Genomic DNA, 19248 nt, shown 5'->3' on the forward strand with positions numbered 1-19248 from the left:
CTTGGCCATTTTTGGCTTGGGCGGTTTATTCATTATTTTATATTACAGTTTTGTTCCGCCAGGTGCATCGGCCGCAGGCATGGAAATGAAGAAAACCATTGAAGTTTTAGCCGGATTTTCATTGGGCGCCGAAAGTATTGCGTTGTTTGCGCGTGTTGGTGGAGGTATCTATACAAAAGCTGCCGACGTGGGTGCTGATTTGGTTGGAAAGGTGGAAGCCGGTATACCGGAAGATGACGTGCGTAACCCGGCTACCATTGCCGATAATGTGGGCGATAACGTAGGAGATGTAGCCGGTATGGGTGCAGATTTATTTGGCTCCTATGTGGCCACGATCCTGGCGACCATGGTACTTGGCCAGGAGATTACTTCTGTAGACAAGTTCGGTGGCATGGCCCCTATTTTATTACCAATGCTCATTGCAGGTTTAGGTTTAATATTCTCTATCGTCTCTTCGTGGTTTGTAAAAATTAAAAAGGAAACGGATAGTGTGCAACAGGCGCTCAACCTGGGCAACTGGATGTCGATCATCCTGACAGCAATTGCCTCTTTCTTTGCGGTGAAATGGCTGATGCCAGACACCATGTCGATCAGGGGTTTTGAATTTACGGCCATGGCGGTTTACTATTCGATCCTGGTGGGATTGGTAGTGGGCACACTGATGAGTTTAATTACCGAATATTATACAGCCATGGGCAAAAGGCCTGTACAATCAATCATCAGGCAGTCGTCTACCGGTCATGCCACCAATATCATCGGTGGTTTATCTGTGGGCATGGAATCAACCGTAGCGCCCATCCTGGTGTTGGCGGCAGGAATTTACGGATCGTATCATTTTGCAGGCTTTTATGGGGTTGCCATTGCCGCAGCAGGCATGATGGCCACCACGGCCATGCAACTTGCCATTGATGCATTTGGCCCTATAGCCGATAATGCTGGCGGGATTGCCGAAATGAGTGGTTTGCCAAAAGAAGTACGTGAACGGACCGATAACCTGGACGCTGTAGGTAATACCACCGCCGCTACAGGAAAAGGGTTCGCCATTGCTTCTGCTGCCTTAACCTCGTTGGCGTTGTTTGCTGCTTTTGCTGGCATATCGGGCATCACGGCTATTGATATTTATAAAGCTGATGTGTTGGCCGGATTATTTGTTGGGGGTATGATCCCTTTTATATTTTCGTCGCTGTGTATTTCTGCAGTGGGCCGGGCCGCTATGGCCATGGTGGAAGAAGTAAGAAGGCAATTTAAAGAAATTCCGGGCATCATGGAATATAAGGCCAAACCAGAATATGAAAAATGCGTGGCCATTTCTACGGAAGCGTCAATCAGGGAAATGATGCTACCGGGGGCTATTGCCTTAATAGTGCCGATTATTGTTGGTTTTATTTTTGGCCCGGAAGTGTTGGGTGGCCTGTTGGCCGGGGTAACTGTTTCAGGCGTTTTGATGGGAATCTTTCAATCCAATGCAGGTGGCGCCTGGGATAATGCCAAGAAGTCGTTTGAAAAAGGCGTTATGATTAATGGCACCATGCAATTTAAAGGCTCAGACCCCCACAAAGCATCGGTAACGGGCGATACGGTGGGTGATCCATTTAAAGATACTTCCGGACCTTCCATGAACATCCTGATTAAGCTGATGTCCATTGTTTCTTTAATTATTGCACCTCATATTGCCGTAGGGGTATCAACAACTGCTAAAACTGCGCCAATAAAGAAGAAGATTCACCACATCGTTAAAGAACCTATTCAGATTGTGCGCAGGGGTTAATGGAAATAGCGTTATTATTTTTACTAATAAAGGGATTTTAGCAAAAAAATCCCTTTTATTTTTAGATTATTTTTAATTAGGTTTGGGCTTCTTTTTTACAAAAAATCAACAAACAAACTAAACTTTTATAAACCTCCATTTATGTTATTCAAAAAGTCGATAGATTCCTTAATTCTGGAGTCTAATGAAACCGGCGAAGGGACCCTTAAGCGTACGCTTAGTGCTGGAAACTTAATCGCGTTGGGTATTGGTGCCATTATTGGTGCTGGCCTTTTCGTTAGAACTGCAGCTGCTGCTGCAGAGCATTCCGGTCCGGCGGTAACCTTATCTTTCATTCTTGCTGCCCTGGGTTGCGCCCTGGCAGGTTTATGTTATGCAGAATTTGCTTCCATGATTCCTATCGCAGGTAGTGCTTACACCTATTCGTATGCCACCATGGGTGAGGTAATAGCCTGGATTATTGGCTGGGATTTGGTACTGGAATATGCTGTTGGTGCCGCTACGGTAGCCATTGCATGGTCTGAATACCTCAATAAACTCATTGAGAATTTCGGGATCTCCATCCCCTACGAGTATTGTCACTCACCTTTTCAGACTTCATTAGACGGCGTACAGGGCATTATTAACCTTCCTGCCTTGTTTATTGTCATCTTATTAACCTTTGTATTGATCAGAGGAACGCAGGAATCGGCAACGATTAACGGCATTATTGTGATCATGAAAGTGGCTATTGTTTTATTATTTATTGCGATTGGATGGGGTTTCATGAACCCTGAAAACCACACCCCCTATATTCCTGAGAACATTGGTGAAGTTAAATTGCAGAATAATGAACAAAGCTTCTACGATTTCTTTGTAAACGACTTTGGTAACTTTGGTTTAAGTGGTATTATTGCTGGTGCAGGTGTTGTATTCTTTGCTTTCATTGGTTTTGATGCTGTTTCAACCGCTGCACAGGAAGCGAAAAACCCTAAAAAGGACATGCCAATCGGCATCCTGGTTTCTTTAGCGATCTGTACCGTGCTATATGTGTTATTTGGACACGTTTTAACCGGTGTGGCTAACTATACAGAATTTAACACCGCAGGTAAAGAAGCCTCTGTAGCTTATGCGATAGAAACTTATATGCTTGGCTACCACTGGTTATCAGTATTGGTTACCGTGGCTATTTTAGCAGGTTTCTCTTCTGTAATTCTAGTAATGTTATTAGGCCAGTCGCGTGTGTTCTACTCGATGTCTAAAGATGGTTTGGTTCCGAAAGTATTCTCTGAGGTACATCCTAAATACAAAACCCCTTATAAATCTAACCTGATCTTTTTAGTATTTGTTGGTTTATTTGCCGCTTTTGTTCCTGGAGATGTAGTTGGCGACATGACCAGTATAGGAACCTTATTTGCCTTTACTTTGGTATGTATTGGCGTATTGGTATTACGCCACACGGATCCACTACGTGAAAGACCTTTCAAAACGCCATTTATGCCATTTGTACCTATTTTGGGTGCAGCAGTATGTATCTTGATGATGGTTGGTTTAGGTGCCCACAACTGGGAGCGTTTAATGATCTGGATGGTATTAGGTATGGTGATTTACTATGCTTACAGTAAAAAACATTCAGTTGTACGCAGACAACATAGAGAGAGAAAAGACTAGTCGTCCGTCTTTATCTTAACCCAAAATCTTAAAGAGAGGCTACCTAAGCAGTAGCCTCTTTTTTATGATATGAAACACAAATATTACTTATCTTTGCAAGAAAAAAATTAACTGCATGGAATTTAATTTCAATCAAATTCTTTCTACCACAATGGTAATTTTTGCCATTGTAGATATCCTTGGCGCTATTCCAATTGTTATTCAATTGCGACAAAAAGCAGGTCATATTGAATCTGAAAAAGCAACCATAGTGGCCACAGTATTAATGATCCTGTTTTTATTTGTGGGCGAAGAATTGTTGAAGATCATTGGCATAGATGTAGCTTCATTTGCCATAGCAGGCTCTTTTGTGATCTTTTTTATTGCCATGGAGATGGTGCTGGGCCTGACACTCTTTAAAGAAGAAACAGTGGAAACCGTTTCCATCATCCCCTTAGCTTTTCCATTGATTGCCGGTGCAGGAACAATGACCACATTACTTTCCCTGAAATCTGAATATGAAACCCAAAACATTCTGGTGGGTATCATTATCAATATGATATTTGTATATTTCGTATTGAAAAACACCAATAGGCTAGAAAAACTATTTGGAGTAACCGGATTGCATGTACTTAGAAAAGCCTTTGGAATTATTTTGCTGGCGATTGCTATCAAGTTGTTTAGAACCAATACGGGACTGTAAAGACAGTCCCTTGATTAGCATTAATTTTTAAGAAGCCGCGCCACAAACATGGTGTCGGCTTTATCCTGAAAGCCTTTAATGACTTCCATACTTTCCAGCTTTAAGCCAAAGGCTTGTTGCAGGTAGCTTACAACGTCTTCATTTTCCTGTTTAAATACAGAACAGGTAATATAAATTAATGGTTTCCCTGGTTTAAGGTAGGGTATTACATTTGCAGCGATCTGTTGTTGCAGCTTATTAAAGAACGTGATTTTGTGTTCATCAAAAAAGCTAAGCATTTCTGGTGTACGTCCCCAGGTACCTGAGCCGGAACATGGCGCGTCGAGTATAATGCCGTCAAAGGTATAGTGATGAAGCACCTGTTCGTTGTTTTCAAGCAGGTCCAGTACTTTCTTCTGGTATTTTTTTAACCCGGCAACCTCAAAACGTTCATCGAGGTTACGTAAACTATTCTCGCGTACATCGGTAACCAGTAATTCGATTTTAGGCTGGATGTCATGAAGCAACAGGGATTTACCGCCCGATGCCGCACAGCAGTCCCACCAGTAATCATGTGCCTTAGGCTGGAAATACTGACCGGTTTTCTGGGAAGAAAGGTCCTGGATCTGGTAATGCTTTTGCTCGGGGATAATATTCTCCAGCTTAGTGCCGTTTGGCAAGGCAAAGGTGGTCTCACTAATTTCATGAACGTTAACCCCAGCATCTTTAAGGGCACTTAATATCTTTTCTGCATGGTTCTTTTGCACCCGGATAAAAAGATCAGGCTGCGTAAAGAAACTCGCGTAAAAAGCCTCCAGATCGATTGTATCGGACAATAACGAAGGTGAGAAAGGAAATACAGCAGCCAGGTCGAAATCCGGATAGCGGTCTTTGATTAAGGTAATTTTTGCCTGCACCGGCAGGTTTACCTGTTCGGCTAAATCGGGCAGGTAAGTTTGAATTACCAGACTCGGGCTGTCACTACATAAAAAATCGGCAATGGCTAGCCGTTGAACAGCGTCTTCCTTTAACAATGCTTTACCCAGCCTGAAAAAGTTATAGACATAGCGTGTTGCCCACCTCCTGTCGGAAGAGCCCATTTTCTTGTTTTTCTTGTAATAAGTAACCAGAAAACGGTGAAGAGGAAGTAAGCCATCATAACTTTCTATAATTTGCTCAAAAGCCCTGATTTGATGTGCTACTTTCATTCTACGCTAATTAAATCATAATTTCTATATTGCAATAGGTTCAAACTGGTATTGATATAACCATATTGCTCATCCTGGACAAATGACAATGAGTTTTGAAGTCCCTTGTGTTTGTCTTTCGGTAAATGCTTCAGGAAATCCGCGCCATGGCGTGCAAACTCCCTTCCGAAATAAAACCCAATATCAAAACCTTTGAACGCAAATTCTCCAGGTTCAAACTGGTAAGCTTTTCTGTATTTTTTGATAAAATCGATCACCGCCGGACTTTTGTAATCAACTTTATAAGAGGAGGTTATGATAGTCTTTAAAGCCTGCAGTGTTTCGGTGTTATAATTTTGTTTCTGCCAGTCGGGATGACCATACAGGTCAATATCAAAGCCTGCTTTGCTCATCTTATTCAGTTTATCAAGTGTGGCGGTTACGAACTTAAAATCCGAAGAACTTAACATCACCACATATTTCCTGTTTTTCGGGGCTTTGGTTTCCATGGTAAACACGGAAGCATATTCCTCAAATGGCATCGTTTTCCCTTTGCCTTCCTGGAAGTACGCCCGTAAAGGTTTACCTAACACTTCATCGCCAGGGCTTTTAGTACTGATTAATACCGCTGTTGCTGGTTGCCCATTGTATTTTTGGATGATATAATCGCCAAGTTTTTGCGCATGAAGGTCGATATTATTAACGATGGAGATCAGGTTGGGGTTATTAAATTCAGAAGGCTGCGTGGCAGCAAGTGGCGACACAATGGGGATGTTATGTTGCTTGGAATAACCCGTCATGTACTTCAGGCCATCAGGAAACACCGGACCTACCAGCAGGTGGCTGTCATCCATAATTTTACTTCTGAATAAATCGTCAAGGTGATTCGTGGATTCACGCGTATCATGAACGATCAATTTGTAGTTTAAGCCATAGGATGCGGCAGAATCGATGCCAAGTTTAAAGCCCTGATAAAAATCAATGGCCATGGCATGTTTTTCAATTTCCGCTTTGTTAACGGGCTTCGTACGGAGGTCTTGTAAATTGAAGGGAACCAACAGAGAAATGGTTGCTTCGGTGAATTTTTTTGGTGGTTTAATCACTTCTTCCACCTTTTCCTTCTCCTGCGGAGCTGGACTTGTTTTTACGGTTTGTACTTTCGGCGAACATGCCGAAAGGTACAAACCTATAAAAATGACGATTAAATATTTATTCCCACTCAATGGTTGCAGGTGGTTTTGAACTGATATCATAGACTACCCGGTTAATTCCTTTAACTTTGTTTATTATTTCGTTAGAGATCTTAGCTAATACAGGATATGGCAAATGGCACCAATCGGCAGTCATTCCATCCACTGATTCTACAGCTCTCAGGCAAATTACATTCTCATAGGTACGCTCGTCGCCCATTACCCCTACAGATTGTACCGGTAAAAAGATAGCGCCAGCCTGCCATACTTTATCGTACAGGCCTGCTTCTTTCAGGTTGTTAATATAAATAGCATCGGCTTCCTGTAAGATAGCTACTTTTTCTGCAGTAACATCGCCTAAAATACGAATGGCTAAACCGGGACCTGGGAAAGGGTGACGGCCAATGATGAAATCTTCCAGTCCTAATGAACGGCCTACCCTCCTCACTTCGTCTTTAAACAAAGTATTTAATGGCTCTACCACTTTTAGTTTCATGAAATCTGGCAAGCCACCAACATTATGGTGAGATTTAATTGTTGCCGATGGACCGTTAACCGATACAGATTCTATCACATCTGGGTAAATTGTACCCTGTGCAAGCCATTTAACATCCTGAATCAGGTGAGCTTCGGCATCAAATACTTCAATAAATACCCTGCCTATAGCTTTACGCTTTAATTCTGGATCTTTAACGCCAGCCAGCTGACTTAAGAAACGGTCGGTAGCATCTACACCTTTAATGTTTAAACCTAGGTGTTTATATTGCTCAAGTACGCCTTCGTACTCGTCTTTACGTAAAAGACCGTTGTTAACGAAGATACAGTGCAGGTTTTTGCCAATTGCTTTATGCAATAAAATGGCAGCCACACTGCTGTCTACACCACCGGATAAACCTAAAACAACCTTATCGTTGCCTAATTTCGCCTGTAATTCAGCGATAGTAGACTCCACGAAGGCGTCAGGGGTCCATTCTTGTGAGCATCCGCAGATGTCAACCAGGAAGTTCTCCAATAATTGTTTACCATCTAAACTGTGTGTTACCTCTGGGTGAAACTGTATCGCATAGGTATCGGTGTCTTTAACACGGTATGCAGCTACTTTCACACTTTCGGTACTGGCAATCAATTCAAAATTTTCAGGTACTACGGTAATGGTATCACCATGTGACATCCAAACCTGTGATTCCTGAGCGATATTTTTAAACAGCTTACTTTCTGCTGCAACATAATTTAAATTTGCCCTGCCATATTCCCTTGTGGAAGAAGGCATTACTTCTCCACCTGATTGCTGTGCAATATACTGTGCACCATAACAAACGGCTAGTACGGGAAACTTCTGATGTATTTTAGTGAGGTCTATTTGTGGGGCATCTTCCTGACGAACTGAATACGGGCTACCGGAAAGAATAACACCTTTTACCTCAGGTGAAAACTCTGGAATATTATGGAAAGGATATATTTCGCAATAAACGTTTAATTCTCGAACTCTGCGTGCAATTAATTGTGTGTATTGGGATCCAAAATCGATAATGATGATTTTTTCTAACATGGGCACAAAGTTAATATTTATTCACTTCAACGCCGAATCTTTTTAAGAAATCAACCCCTTCATCAGTAGGTAATCCTTTATAGGCGGCATAGGAATGTTTATAGACAACCACTTTGATACCAGAGGACAAGATTAAACGTGCGCAGGCGATGCAGGGTGACAGTGTGGTGTAAAGTGTGGCTCCCTCAATGTTGGATCCATTTTTAGTAGCATACAAGATTGCATTTTCTTCTGCGTGCAGCGCCAGGAGGCAGCTTCCACGTGAATCTCTTTCACAACCTGTCTCTGGCCACTCTTCATCGCAATTGTGTGTACCTGCGGGAGGCCCGTTATAACCGATGGAGATAATTCTGGTGTCTTTGGTCAGTACCGCCCCTACCTGGGCACGTACGCAATGTGAACGAAAAGCCAGGTCGCTGGCCAGATTCATGAAAATATCAGCAAAACTTTGCTTCATAGGTAAGTGTGTTTAACTTATAAAGGCCGTCTTAAAATAAATTAAGACGGCCTTTATTGGTATAAAATAGGATTAGTGTCCGCCTTCTGAGGCGATTTGCTCTACATCATAACCTTGTTTTCTTAATACGCCACTTACTCTCCAGGCGAAGAAAATCAGGTATGCAAAACCGATTGCCGGAACCACATAAGAAAGGTGGATACCGCTGGTATCGGCAAGGAAACCTTGTACCGGTGGAATAATAGCACCACCCAAAATCATCATGATTAAGAATGAAGATCCCTGACTGGTATATTTACCTAATCCGGTAATTGATAATGCGAAGATTGAAGGCCACATAATAGAACAGCATAAACCGCCACTGATGAAAGCAAATACCGAAACATCGCCTGTGGTAAACAAACCGATGATCATGGAAACAACACCCAGGAAACTGAATAATGCTAACGTTTTAGCTGGCTTTTCCTGACCAATAAATACGGCCACTACCATAATAGCAATTGAAACCGCATAAACATACATATTACCAATATCTGTACCTGTGAAATGGTTCACTACCAGGATTACCCCAAAAGCGATAAAAGGCACCACAACAGTTAATATTTGCTTAGTAGATTTCTGAAGGTTAAAAGCACTGATGGCACCCGTCCAACGGCCAATCATCATACTTCCCCAATACAGGGAAATGTATTGTTTGATATCTGATTCAGGCAGACCACCGAATTCAGGCAGGTATAACAAAGCCCCAAGGTTACTTTGAATGGTTACTTCCACCCCAACGTAAATGAAGATAGCCAACATTCCCAAAATTAATTGCGGGTATTGCATAGCACCCCATTGTGCAGGGTTTTCTTTTTTGTTGCCATAAACATACATGAGCGTAAGAACGATGATGGCTAAGGAAGAATAAACGAAAATCTCTTTATTTAATCCGGTAAAGTCAACCAATGGATCTACAGCCATCATCATAAAAAATGCAATCAGCATAATGATTAAAGGCCAGTTAGACTTAGAGCTTGACTCCATTCTGTCATGGTTAATTACATCAGGAAGTTTTGAAAGCGAAAAGAAGATGGCTACGGCTACGAATAAGCCTGCAAGAATGTAATAGAGGTTATTAATGGAGGTAATATCAACTTCTTTAGGAACAGCATCGTTAGCCGTACCAAATAAAACAACACTCACAATTACAGGCCCCATTAAACCACCGAAATTGTTAACACCACCCGCAAGGTTTAAACGGTGTGTTCCACTTTGTGGTGGTCCTAAAGCAACTACAAATGGATTGGCAGCAGTTTGTTGTAGTGAAAAACCAATGGCAATAACGAAAAATGCAATGAGGATGAAAACGAAGCTGGCTGAATTTACCGCAGGAATCATTAATAATGCCCCGACAGCAGAAATGATTAAACCGGCAATAATTCCCTTTTTATAGCCTATTTTATTAAGGATATCAATTTTGCTGGCCTGGGAAGCAAAGTACAAGATAAGGGAGCCAATAAAATATCCTCCATAAAAAGTAAAATCGATCAATTGTGATTCAAATTGAGTAAGGTCAAAATGGGTCTTGCAATAAGGTATAAAAATACCGTTTGATGCAGCCACGAACCCCCAGAAGAAAAACACTGTAATGATCGTATACAATGCGGTTCCATAGTTTTTTTGCGATTGTTGTTCCATGTGTTAAGTTGGTGAAAAGTAATATTGTTTGTTATTCAGCTGCTAAAACTAGTGAAAAAAATAGGAGTTTTTAGCCTTTAAAATCGCATATTGCATAAAAATACGTTTAAATTGAATGTTAGAAACAATTTTACAAGGGATAGGTGCGGGTATTTTGTTTTCGTTTTTAACGGGCCCAGTATTCTTCTCGATGATAAAAACGAGTATAGAAAAAGGATTTAAAGCAGGATTTTCTTTAGCGGTTGGTGTGGTACTTAGTGACATTATCTTTATTGGTGCCACCATTTTCAGTTCCCAGTTTGTCAATTATAATAGTCAATACAACCAGTACATAGGTATCGTTGGTGGTTTTTTTCTGTTAGGTGTTGGTTTATATTACCTGATTAAAAAGGTTAAGGTAAACTTCTGTGTAGAGGCAGAAACTAAAATCCGCAAGCGAGGTTACGTACTGAAAGGATTTCTGATGTGCCTGTTATCGCCTACTACACTCATGTTCTGGATGATGGTTGGTGGTATCGTTTCTGTGCAACTGCATTACGAACTGGACGAAAAGGTGGTTTTCTTTGTGATTGCAATGATGACACAACTCACGATGGACTTCATTAAAACTTATTATGCGGCTAAACTTCGCTATAAGATTAAGGAACGACGAATACAACTGTTAAATCGCATTGCCGGTGCAGTAATAGTGATCTTTGCCCTGCGCTTGTTCTACGAGGTGATCTCCAAATATTACAGCTAATTAATTGTTGTTACAAAAAAAGCCCGCTTCGAAGGATTTCCTTTGAAGCGGGCTTTACTATTTAACGGCTATTAGTAAGCTCTTTGGTTATTTCCCTCTTTCCAGTTAGCAAAGGCTTTGTTAACAACCTTGTTACCTCCAGGGGTTGGGTAATTACCTGAAAAATACCAGTCGCCTTTGTGGTTAGGACATGCCACATGTAAGTTATCTAGGGTCTGATAGATCACCTGTACTTCGGCATTTGTTTCAGCCGGGGTAATAATTTTGGTGATCTGGGCAGAAATCTCTTCCTGGGTAAAGGGCCTGTAAATCTCTTTAACGTGATTAACAATTTGCTCTTTTGGCAATAATAATGAAGCTTTACATTTCTGGTAAACATCTTCAATCACCTGTTCCATGCCGCGTTCTTTTAATAACTGAATGGCAGCTTCAAAAGCAACGAATTCGCCCATCTTAGACATATCTATTCCATAGCAATCCGGGTAACGGATTTGTGGTGCTGAGGAAACGATAATAATCTTTTTAGGGTGTAACCTGTCGATGATCTTAATGATACTTTGTTTAAGCGTTGTTCCCCTTACAATGGAATCATCAATCGCCACCAGGGTATCGGTATCATTTTTAATCAAACCATAAGTGGTATCATACACATGCGCAACCATATCACCACGATCTGCATCCTGTGTGATAAAGGTTCGCAGTTTTACATCTTTAATGGCTAGTTTCTCTACACGAGGTGTAATAGACAACAGCTCGTCCATCTGCGCATCGCTAAGCTGTTCCTTACGGTTGATCAACGTTTCTTTTTGAAGCGTACGGATGTGTTCATGAATTCCTTCTACCATACCATAGAAGGAAACTTCTGCAGTATTTGGTATAAATGAAAATACGGTATTTTTAAGATCGCCTTTTACTGCATCCAATATCTGTTTGCAAAGCAGGTGACCCAAATGTTTTCTTTCTTTATAAATTTCGGCATCACTTCCTCTTGAAAAGTAAATCCTTTCAAAGGAACAAGCGCGTTTTTCTTCAGGTTCCCTGAAAACGTCCATGCTCACCTTACCGTTCTTTTTAACAATAAGCGCATGCCCAGGTGCAATTTCTTTAACATCATTAAAGTTAATGTTAAAAGCAGTTTGTATGGCGGGTCTTTCTGAAGCTGCAACCACAATTTCGTCGTCAGCGTAATAGAAAGCTGGACGTATACCTGCCGGGTCACGTAATACGAAAGCATCTCCGTTGCCAACTATACCAGAAATGGCATAGCCACCATCCCAGGTTTTAGCAGAACGGCGAAGAATATTTGCAATATTTAAAGAGTCAGATATTTTATGTGTAATCTCCACATTGTCGTATCCCTCCTTTTTATATGCATCGAATAGTTCCTGATTCTCATCATCAAGGAAATGACCGATTTTTTCCAATACCGTTACAGTATCAGCCTGCTCTTTCGGGTGTTGCCCTAATTCATACAGTTGCTCTAACAGTTCGTCAACATTAGTCATGTTAAAGTTACCGGCAATAACCAGGTTACGTGTCATCCAGTTGTTCTGACGAAGAAAAGGGTGGCAATTTTCGATGCTGTTTTTACCATGTGTACCATATCGAAGATGTCCTAACAATACTTCCCCAATGAAACTCACATTTGCTTTCAACCATTCGGTATCCTGCATGAGTTCCGGCGTTTCGGCCTCGATGGTAACAAATTTGTTTTGTACGTAACCAAAAATGTCTGCAACAGCGTTTTGAGCCATAGAACGGTAACGGCTAATGTAGCGGTGACCAGGTTTAACGTCCAATTTAATGGTGGCAATTCCAGCGCCGTCCTGACCACGGTTATGCTGTTTTTCCATTAGCAAATACAACTTGTTTAATCCGTAAAGTGCTGTTCCGTATTTTTCCTGGTAGAAAGAGAGAGGTTTCAGAAGGCGAATAAAAGCAATTCCGCATTCATGTTTTATCTGGTCGCTCATGGGTGTGTTAATTGAGCCGCAAATTTACCGCTAAATTAATTTAGAACCTAGTAAGAAATATATAAAATGGATTGCAGATGACTATCTCAATCCAGGGCTTTAATTTGCACTGAAGCAACATCTTCCTCAAAAAACAAGGATGCCCTCGAATTAAATACTGTAGCATCGCCAGAAGTATAAAATTTTGGGGCAACATTTCTTCCTAATTTACCCTCTATTTCTGGGTGGTTAAGAAGGTATTTATGCAAACTTGAAGCTACAATCTCCCCTTGTGCTATCAGCTGTATTCCATCTGGCAGAAACGCTAGGAATTTGGGGATCAATAAAGGATAATGTGTACATGCAAGTAAGATGCAGTCGAGCTCTGGTGCCTGTGTGATAAGTTCGTTAAGGTATTTTTTCACAAAATGATCCGCACCCAAGGTAAGGTGCTCATTATTCTCGATCAAAGGGACCAACATGGGGCAACTTTGCTGCACCACCTTTACTCCCGGGAAGAACTTAGCAATTTCAATAGGGTACGACTGTGAATTGACAGTACCCCTGGTACCCAAAACCCCAATGGTTTGTGATGTGGTGTAATTACCAATAACCTCCGCAGTTGGACGGATTACACCAAGTACCCGATGATTTGGATATTTAACCGGAAGCACTTTTTGCTGGATACTGCGCAGTGCTTTAGCCGATGCGGTATTACAAGCCAAAATAACCAGTGAACAGCCTTGTGCGAATAACCATTCAACACACTCCAGTGTATACTGGTAAACGATTTCAAAGGGATGGTCGCCGTATGGTGCGCGGGCATTATCTCCAAGATAGATATAATTGTAGTCTGGGAGTTCTTTAATAATCGACTTAAAAACAGTTAACCCACCGTAACCGGAGTCAAACACACCTATAGATTTGGAGTTCTCCATCATAAAAAAAAGCGGAATGAAGGGTTATCCTCCATTCCGCTAATTTAATTAAAATTTCTAATACTTATTTTTTAGCTGGGGCAGCAGATGCTGAGATTCCTAACTTAGTTTTTACCGCTGCAGTGATGTCATCACCACCATCAGAGTATAACAAGTTGTTTGCACCTTGTTGTGCAGCAGTGTCAAATACATAAGCTAAACCTTTTTCTTTAGCTACAGCTTTAACCGCAGTTTCAAATTTCTGGTTGATTGGGGTATACAATTCACCTTGTTTTGTAGCAATTTCTTGCTGAGCTTTGGTTTGCGCATCTTTAATGCGTTTTTCCATTCCCTGCAATTCTTCGCCCATTACTTGCAATTCTTTTGTTACCGTTTCTTTATTAGCTTCGCTTAAAGTTTTGTTTTTCGCAATAGCAGCTTCATACTTAGTTTGGTATTCAGTTTGCATTTTACCGATTTCAGCTTGTTTCACTTTAGCTAAATTCTCAAGTGTAGTTTGTGCTGTTTTAGCATCAGCAAGGTTAGCAAAAACTTCTTCCGAATTTAAGTGCCCAATTTTCTGTTGTGCATTTGCCACGTTAGCTGAAAACAACAAAGCCGCTGCTACAAAGAATACATTAATTAACTTTCTCATTCTATTTTTCTAATTTATTGTTTTAAAATTTATGTTGTGCGTTTATTTAGCAAAAGTACCGGGCTTGTAACCCAATTTGATGATAACATCATTACTAAGGTCGTAATTTGCATTGGCGTAGATCATCATCGTTGCCTCATTGCTTTTGTCGAAGATAAAGTCTAGTGTTTTACTTTTCGCAAGTTCTGCAATGGTTGCACTTACCTTGTCTTGTATTGGTTTTAACAATTTGATCCGGGCTTTAAAAAGTTCTCCATCAGGACCAAACTTCTGACGTTGAAATTCCTTAGCTTCCTTTTCTTTTTCAATGATATCGTTTTCTCGCTTTTTACGCATATCATCGGTTAATAGTACCTGATCAGCCTGATAGGCTTTATAAAGTGCATCGATCTGTTTGTACTTTCCATCAATTTGCATCTGGAATTGCTCAGATGTAGCTGTAATCTGATCAACTGCTGCTTTGTATTCCGGCAAATGCTTTAAGATATACTCGGTGTCTACATAAGCAAACTTCTGGGCAAATGCACCTAATCCTGTGAAAAGTAAGAAGCTTAAAATTAAATACTTTTTCATAATCCTTTTGTTAATTGAATCCGCCTAATTGTTGTGCTATACTGAAGGTGAAGGCTTGTTTTCCACCATCGGGTAAACCTGGAATGGCATCGAATGCATGACCGTAATCAATACCTAACATACCAAATATCGGTAAAAATATCCTTGCACCTACACCCGCAGATCTTCTTACGTTAAATGGGTTATAGTTTTTAAAAGTGTCCCAGGTATTACCTGCTTCACCAAAGCCTACAATATACGCAGTTGCTTGCTGACTTGCAATAACAGGGTACCTTAACTCTAATACATATTTCGTAAAGATTGGGCTACCAGAGTTTCTAGCAATGTTTGGATTTGCACCAACGGGTATTACCGCATTGTTTGCATAACCACGCATCTTGATTAACTCTGATCCTTGTAAGAAGTCGAAACCTTGCATACCATCCCCACCTAATTTAAAACGCTCAAATGCGGACTGGCCAACAGCGCTATTGTAAGTTCCTAAGAAGCCGAATTGTGCCTGAGACATTAACATCAATTTACCTGCAATCCTTGTGAACCACTGTCCTTCTAATTTCCATTTATGGTATTCTGTAAACTTATAACGCTCTTTATCGGGCGCTGTTGCGTAGTTGATATTATTAAATAACGAATAAGGAGGCGTAGCTTGTACAGTGAATCTGAAATATGAACCACCAGTAGGGAAAATAGGAGAATCTCTCGAATCCCTGCTTATTTCCTGTGTTAAGTTAAAATTGTATGAAGTACCTGTGCTAAACAAAAATCCAGGGTAATTATTCAGGATATATTGTTGTGCATTTACTGCATACGTTAACTGGAAATAATTATCAGGCCAGTTTAATCGTTTACCTAAACTCACGGTTACCCCGTTTAAACGGATCTTCATATAATTTGCATCCGATTCATCAACACCATAAAATCCAGGTCCGCCATTAGAAGATAATGAAGTAAAAGCACTAACACCAAAACTGATCGGCTTTTTACCACCTAACCAAGGCTCAGAAAAGGAGAAACTATATGATTGGTACTGCTTACCGTTTGTTTGTCCACGTAAACTTAATTTTTGTCCATCACCTTTTGGAAGCGGTTTGTACGCTTTGAGATTGAACAGGTTTCTCAGGGAGAAGTTGTTAAAAGTTAAACCCAAAGTACCGATAATACGGCCACCACCAAAACCACCTGACAATTCGATCTGATCAGAAGGTTTTTCTTCTACAGCATATTCGATATCTACAGTACCATCAGAAGGATTCGGTCTAGGCGTAGGAACGGTTTTGGTTTCATCAAAATTACCCAGCTGTCCAATCTCCCTTACCGTACGCACCAATAATTCTTTGGAAAATTTATCGCCTGGTTTAGTTCTGATCTCTCTTAATACCACACGGTCATTGGTAATGGTATTACCCTTTACGGTGATTCTGTTATTGGTATATTGAGGACCTTCATAAATACGCATTTCTAGATCAACGGTATCACCATTAACTCTGGTTTGAACAGGATCAACGTTGAAAGTTAAGTAACCATCATTTAAATAGATACTAGATACATCATCGCTTCCACCATTACCTCTTAATCTACGCTCTAATTTCTCTTCGCTAAAAACCTCGCCTTTTTCAATACCTAAAACCCTGGTTAAATCTTTAGTTGAATATTTAGCATTTCCAGACCAGGTGATATCACCAAAATAGTATTTAGGCCCTTCAAAAATATCGATATGGATGCCTACGGCTTTATCGCTATAACGGTATACACTGTCATCAATGATGGCTGCATCACGGTAACCGGCTTCATGCATTTTGGAAACCAGTTTAATTTTATCCTCATCGAATTTTGTTTGATTAAATTTACCAGAACCAAACACCTTATAAAAAGCTTGCTGTTTCGTTTTCTTCAGGAACTTGCGCAATTTCGCATCCGAAAACACTTCGTTGCCAGAAAAAGTAATCTCATGTACTTTTACCTTACGGCCCCTGTCTACATTAACCTGTAAAACAACACTGTTGTCCTGACTAGGATCAGGAATTGTTTTAAAGTCTACTTTAGTAAAAAAGTAACCTTTTTCACTCATGTATTTAGTGATTGTATTGGTTGTAGTATTGTATAAGTTTTCGTTAACCACAGTTTTACCTGTTCTGGCATTAAGCAAATCGGTCAAATCAGTTTTTTGCGACTTACTAACACCAAGCAATTCAAATGAACTCAGGCGAGGACGTTCTGTTACCCCTATCTCAAAATACACAGTATCACCGTCTATTTTAGTCACATCAAGTCTAACATCGTCGAACAAGCCTTGTGCCCAAAGGTTTTTAATGGCATTTCCGGTGGCTTCACCTGGCAGGGTAATGGTTTCCCCTTTAATCAATTTAGACAAAGTGATAATCACATCCTTATCCAAATGCTCAACCCCTACTAAGTTGGTTCCTCCAATAATGTATTCTTTCGGGCTAAAATAATCCATGTTCAAACCTTGAACTTTCAACGTTGGTGTTGCAGGGTTGGAAGGTGGACGTGTGATTTGTGCCATTGTTGGTAACCCAAACAATAACAATAATATAAGTTGGTATATTTTTTTCATTACAATCTTAAAATCGTCGCTAAGTTAATTTAAACACATGTTAAAAAGTGTTAAAACTAAAATTAGTTCAACTGCTCACTAATTTTACCGAAACGTCTTTCGCGTTTCTGGTAGTCTACAATTGCTTCAAACAGGTCTTCCTGTCTGAAATCAGGCCAAAGGGTTTCCGTGAAGTATAACTCTGTATAAGCCATCTGCCAGAGCAGAAAGTTGCTGATACGGTGCTCTCCACTGGTCCTGATAATTAGTTCCGGATCTGGCATGTCGCTGGTTGTCAGCTGGGCGGAGAAATCAGTTTCTTTAATATCGCTGACTTTTATTTTCTGATCTACTGCTAATTGCGCAAGTTTTTTCGCTGCTTCTGTAATCTCCCACCTCGCACTATAGCTTAACGCTAATGTTAGTGTACATCGTGTGTTCTGTGCAGTTTTATCCATCGCGCTTTTTAAATCGTCAATGCATTTCTGAGGCAATGAAGAGATGTCGCCTATGGCGTTCAAACGGATGTTGTTTTTCGTTAATCTTGGCGTTTCCTGGTTAATAGTGGAAATAAATATCTCCATTAACGCATTCACTTCCTCAACCGGACGATTCCAGTTTTCGGTAGAAAAAGTATATATCGTCAGGTATTTAATACCGATATCTGCGCAACCTTCTACAATATCTTTGACAGACAGCACACCGTTCTCATGACCAAAAACCCTGAACTTTCCTTGATTTTTGGCCCATCGGCCGTTACCATCCATAATTATGGCAATGTGTTCAGGTAAACGCGTAAGGTCAATTTGTTCTTTAAATCCCATCTAACAATATGAAATGATCCCGAAAAGTAAAACATTTAAGGGACACAAAGGTAAAATTTTCTATGATTAATAACTTATTTATATGTAATTCAATCTAAAAGGCCCAACAGTCTTTGCAAAGAAACGTGTAAGACAGACCAACTTGTGTAAACAAGTAAGTATCATACTTCCGCGAATCCCCTCTTTGTGCACCATAACTCCGGTTATCGAGCGCTGGATTAGCCAGGTATTCACGCATGACGTTACCGTCGGTTATACGTTTGTATACCCCACTCACGTCGTCCAGGTAGTCGGTAAAGGCAGATCGATAGCCAATGTTGGCCATAAGACTTAAATTTGATTTTAATTTATATTTAACGCCTGCACCATAGGGTATGGTAACTGCGTAATTCCGATAGGCAAAGTATTGGTCTTCTGTACGGTACAACCTTAAATTATACACCTCATTGTCTATCTTAAGTTTAGGATTAAAAAGAACGCCTCCAAGACCGGCATAAACATAGGGCGTAAACCGTTTTCTGCCCCCACCGGCAAAATATTCAAGGAAATTAAAATCAACTATGGCTGCCGCTTCATGAAGTGGCGTATAAAACTTTAAGTTACGCTGTTGAAAATCTGCATGACTCGATTTTGAATCATCCGCAGTTATACGGCCATAAGTATAGTGTAACCCTACAGACCAGTAGGGATCAAGATTAAGCTTCACAAAACCTCCTGCTGCTTCTCCGCTTATTTTAAAAGGGTTGTCCGGGTTTAAATCACCCATATAACCAGCGCCTCCGGCAGTTACCCCTATTTCCAGGTTTTGTGCCCGCACAACAGTTGGTATACCTATAAAATTCAAACCGGTTAACGCAAGAAATAATAGCAGTCCGTTTCTTAATGTCAT

Annotated in this window: 16 protein-coding genes; 4 read left to right on the top strand and 12 right to left on the bottom strand. The window is 40.6% G+C overall.

The genetic code is table 11. The annotated features are described in order from the left end of the window. The 3 genes from ACR2F3_RS06120 to ACR2F3_RS06130 all read left to right on the top strand — a co-directional run. On the top strand, positions 1-1768 hold a 1768-nt coding region (locus ACR2F3_RS06120; RefSeq protein WP_432709094.1), incomplete at its 5' end, for a sodium-translocating pyrophosphatase. A 141-nt stretch (positions 1769-1909) separates the two neighbouring features. Continuing rightward, a complete protein-coding gene (locus ACR2F3_RS06125) occupies positions 1910-3418 on the top strand; it encodes an amino acid permease (RefSeq protein WP_432709095.1) in 1509 nt (502 codons plus the stop codon). A 115-nt stretch (positions 3419-3533) separates the two neighbouring features. Next, complete coding sequence (locus ACR2F3_RS06130) at positions 3534-4100, top strand: MarC family protein (RefSeq protein ID WP_432709096.1); 567 nt, start codon at positions 3534-3536, stop codon at positions 4098-4100. 20 nt (positions 4101-4120) lie between these two features. On the opposite strand, the gene ACR2F3_RS06135 is transcribed toward ACR2F3_RS06130, so the two are convergent. The 5 genes from ACR2F3_RS06135 to ACR2F3_RS06155 form a co-directional block, all read right to left on the bottom strand. Next, positions 4121-5287 (bottom strand): RsmB/NOP family class I SAM-dependent RNA methyltransferase, encoded by a 1167-nt coding sequence (locus ACR2F3_RS06135; protein WP_432709097.1) that lies wholly within the window; start codon positions 5285-5287, stop codon positions 4121-4123. Then, on the bottom strand, positions 5284-6519 hold the full coding sequence (locus ACR2F3_RS06140; RefSeq protein WP_432709098.1) for an ABC transporter substrate-binding protein: 1236 nt from the start codon (positions 6517-6519) through the stop codon (positions 5284-5286). Before ACR2F3_RS06140 ends, ACR2F3_RS06135 begins: the two co-directional genes overlap by 4 nt. Then, positions 6476-8005 (bottom strand): glutamine-hydrolyzing GMP synthase, encoded by a 1530-nt coding sequence (gene guaA / locus ACR2F3_RS06145; RefSeq protein WP_432709099.1) that lies wholly within the window; start codon positions 8003-8005, stop codon positions 6476-6478. Before guaA ends, ACR2F3_RS06140 begins: the two co-directional genes overlap by 44 nt. Positions 8006-8015: 10 nt before the next feature. After that, positions 8016-8462, bottom strand: coding sequence for a deoxycytidylate deaminase (locus ACR2F3_RS06150; protein WP_432709100.1), 447 nt, complete (start codon positions 8460-8462; stop codon positions 8016-8018). Between the two features lie 72 nt (positions 8463-8534). Then, positions 8535-10142: an MFS transporter gene (locus tag ACR2F3_RS06155; protein ID WP_432709101.1), complete on the bottom strand. Its 1608-nt coding sequence runs from the start codon at positions 10140-10142 to the stop codon at positions 8535-8537. A 115-nt stretch (positions 10143-10257) separates the two neighbouring features. On the opposite strand from ACR2F3_RS06155, the gene ACR2F3_RS06160 reads away from it, so the two are divergent. Beyond that, positions 10258-10884 carry a LysE family translocator gene (locus ACR2F3_RS06160; protein ID WP_432709102.1) on the top strand — a complete coding sequence of 209 codons (627 nt, stop codon included), beginning with the start codon at positions 10258-10260 and terminating at the stop codon, positions 10882-10884. A 71-nt stretch (positions 10885-10955) separates the two neighbouring features. Here ACR2F3_RS06160 and ACR2F3_RS06165 read toward each other — a convergent pair whose 3' ends face one another. From ACR2F3_RS06165 to ACR2F3_RS06195, 7 genes are all read right to left on the bottom strand, one after another. After that, the gene (locus ACR2F3_RS06165; protein WP_432709103.1) at positions 10956-12857 is read right to left on the bottom strand and encodes an amidophosphoribosyltransferase; all 1902 of its coding nucleotides are present in this window, start codon (positions 12855-12857) and stop codon (positions 10956-10958) included. Positions 12858-12943: 86 nt separating this feature from the next. After that, the gene (gene murI, locus ACR2F3_RS06170) at positions 12944-13774 is read right to left on the bottom strand and encodes a glutamate racemase (protein WP_432709126.1); all 831 of its coding nucleotides are present in this window, start codon (positions 13772-13774) and stop codon (positions 12944-12946) included. A gap of 64 nt (positions 13775-13838) precedes the next feature. Beyond that, positions 13839-14408, bottom strand: a complete 570-nt coding sequence (locus ACR2F3_RS06175) for an OmpH family outer membrane protein (RefSeq protein WP_432709104.1) — start codon at positions 14406-14408, stop codon at positions 13839-13841. A gap of 42 nt (positions 14409-14450) precedes the next feature. Further along, positions 14451-14981 carry an OmpH family outer membrane protein gene (locus ACR2F3_RS06180; protein ID WP_432709105.1) on the bottom strand — a complete coding sequence of 177 codons (531 nt, stop codon included), beginning with the start codon at positions 14979-14981 and terminating at the stop codon, positions 14451-14453. Between the two features lie 10 nt (positions 14982-14991). Next, positions 14992-17556: an outer membrane protein assembly factor BamA gene (gene bamA / locus ACR2F3_RS06185; protein WP_432709106.1), complete on the bottom strand. Its 2565-nt coding sequence runs from the start codon at positions 17554-17556 to the stop codon at positions 14992-14994. A 62-nt stretch (positions 17557-17618) separates the two neighbouring features. Next, positions 17619-18359: an isoprenyl transferase gene (locus ACR2F3_RS06190; RefSeq protein ID WP_432709107.1), complete on the bottom strand. Its 741-nt coding sequence runs from the start codon at positions 18357-18359 to the stop codon at positions 17619-17621. Between the two features lie 94 nt (positions 18360-18453). Beyond that, positions 18454-19248, bottom strand: coding sequence for a DUF6089 family protein (locus ACR2F3_RS06195; protein ID WP_432709108.1), 795 nt, complete (start codon positions 19246-19248; stop codon positions 18454-18456).

Source organism: Pedobacter sp., assembly GCF_045627485.1.
GTDB lineage: Bacteria > Bacteroidota > Bacteroidia > Sphingobacteriales > Sphingobacteriaceae > Pedobacter.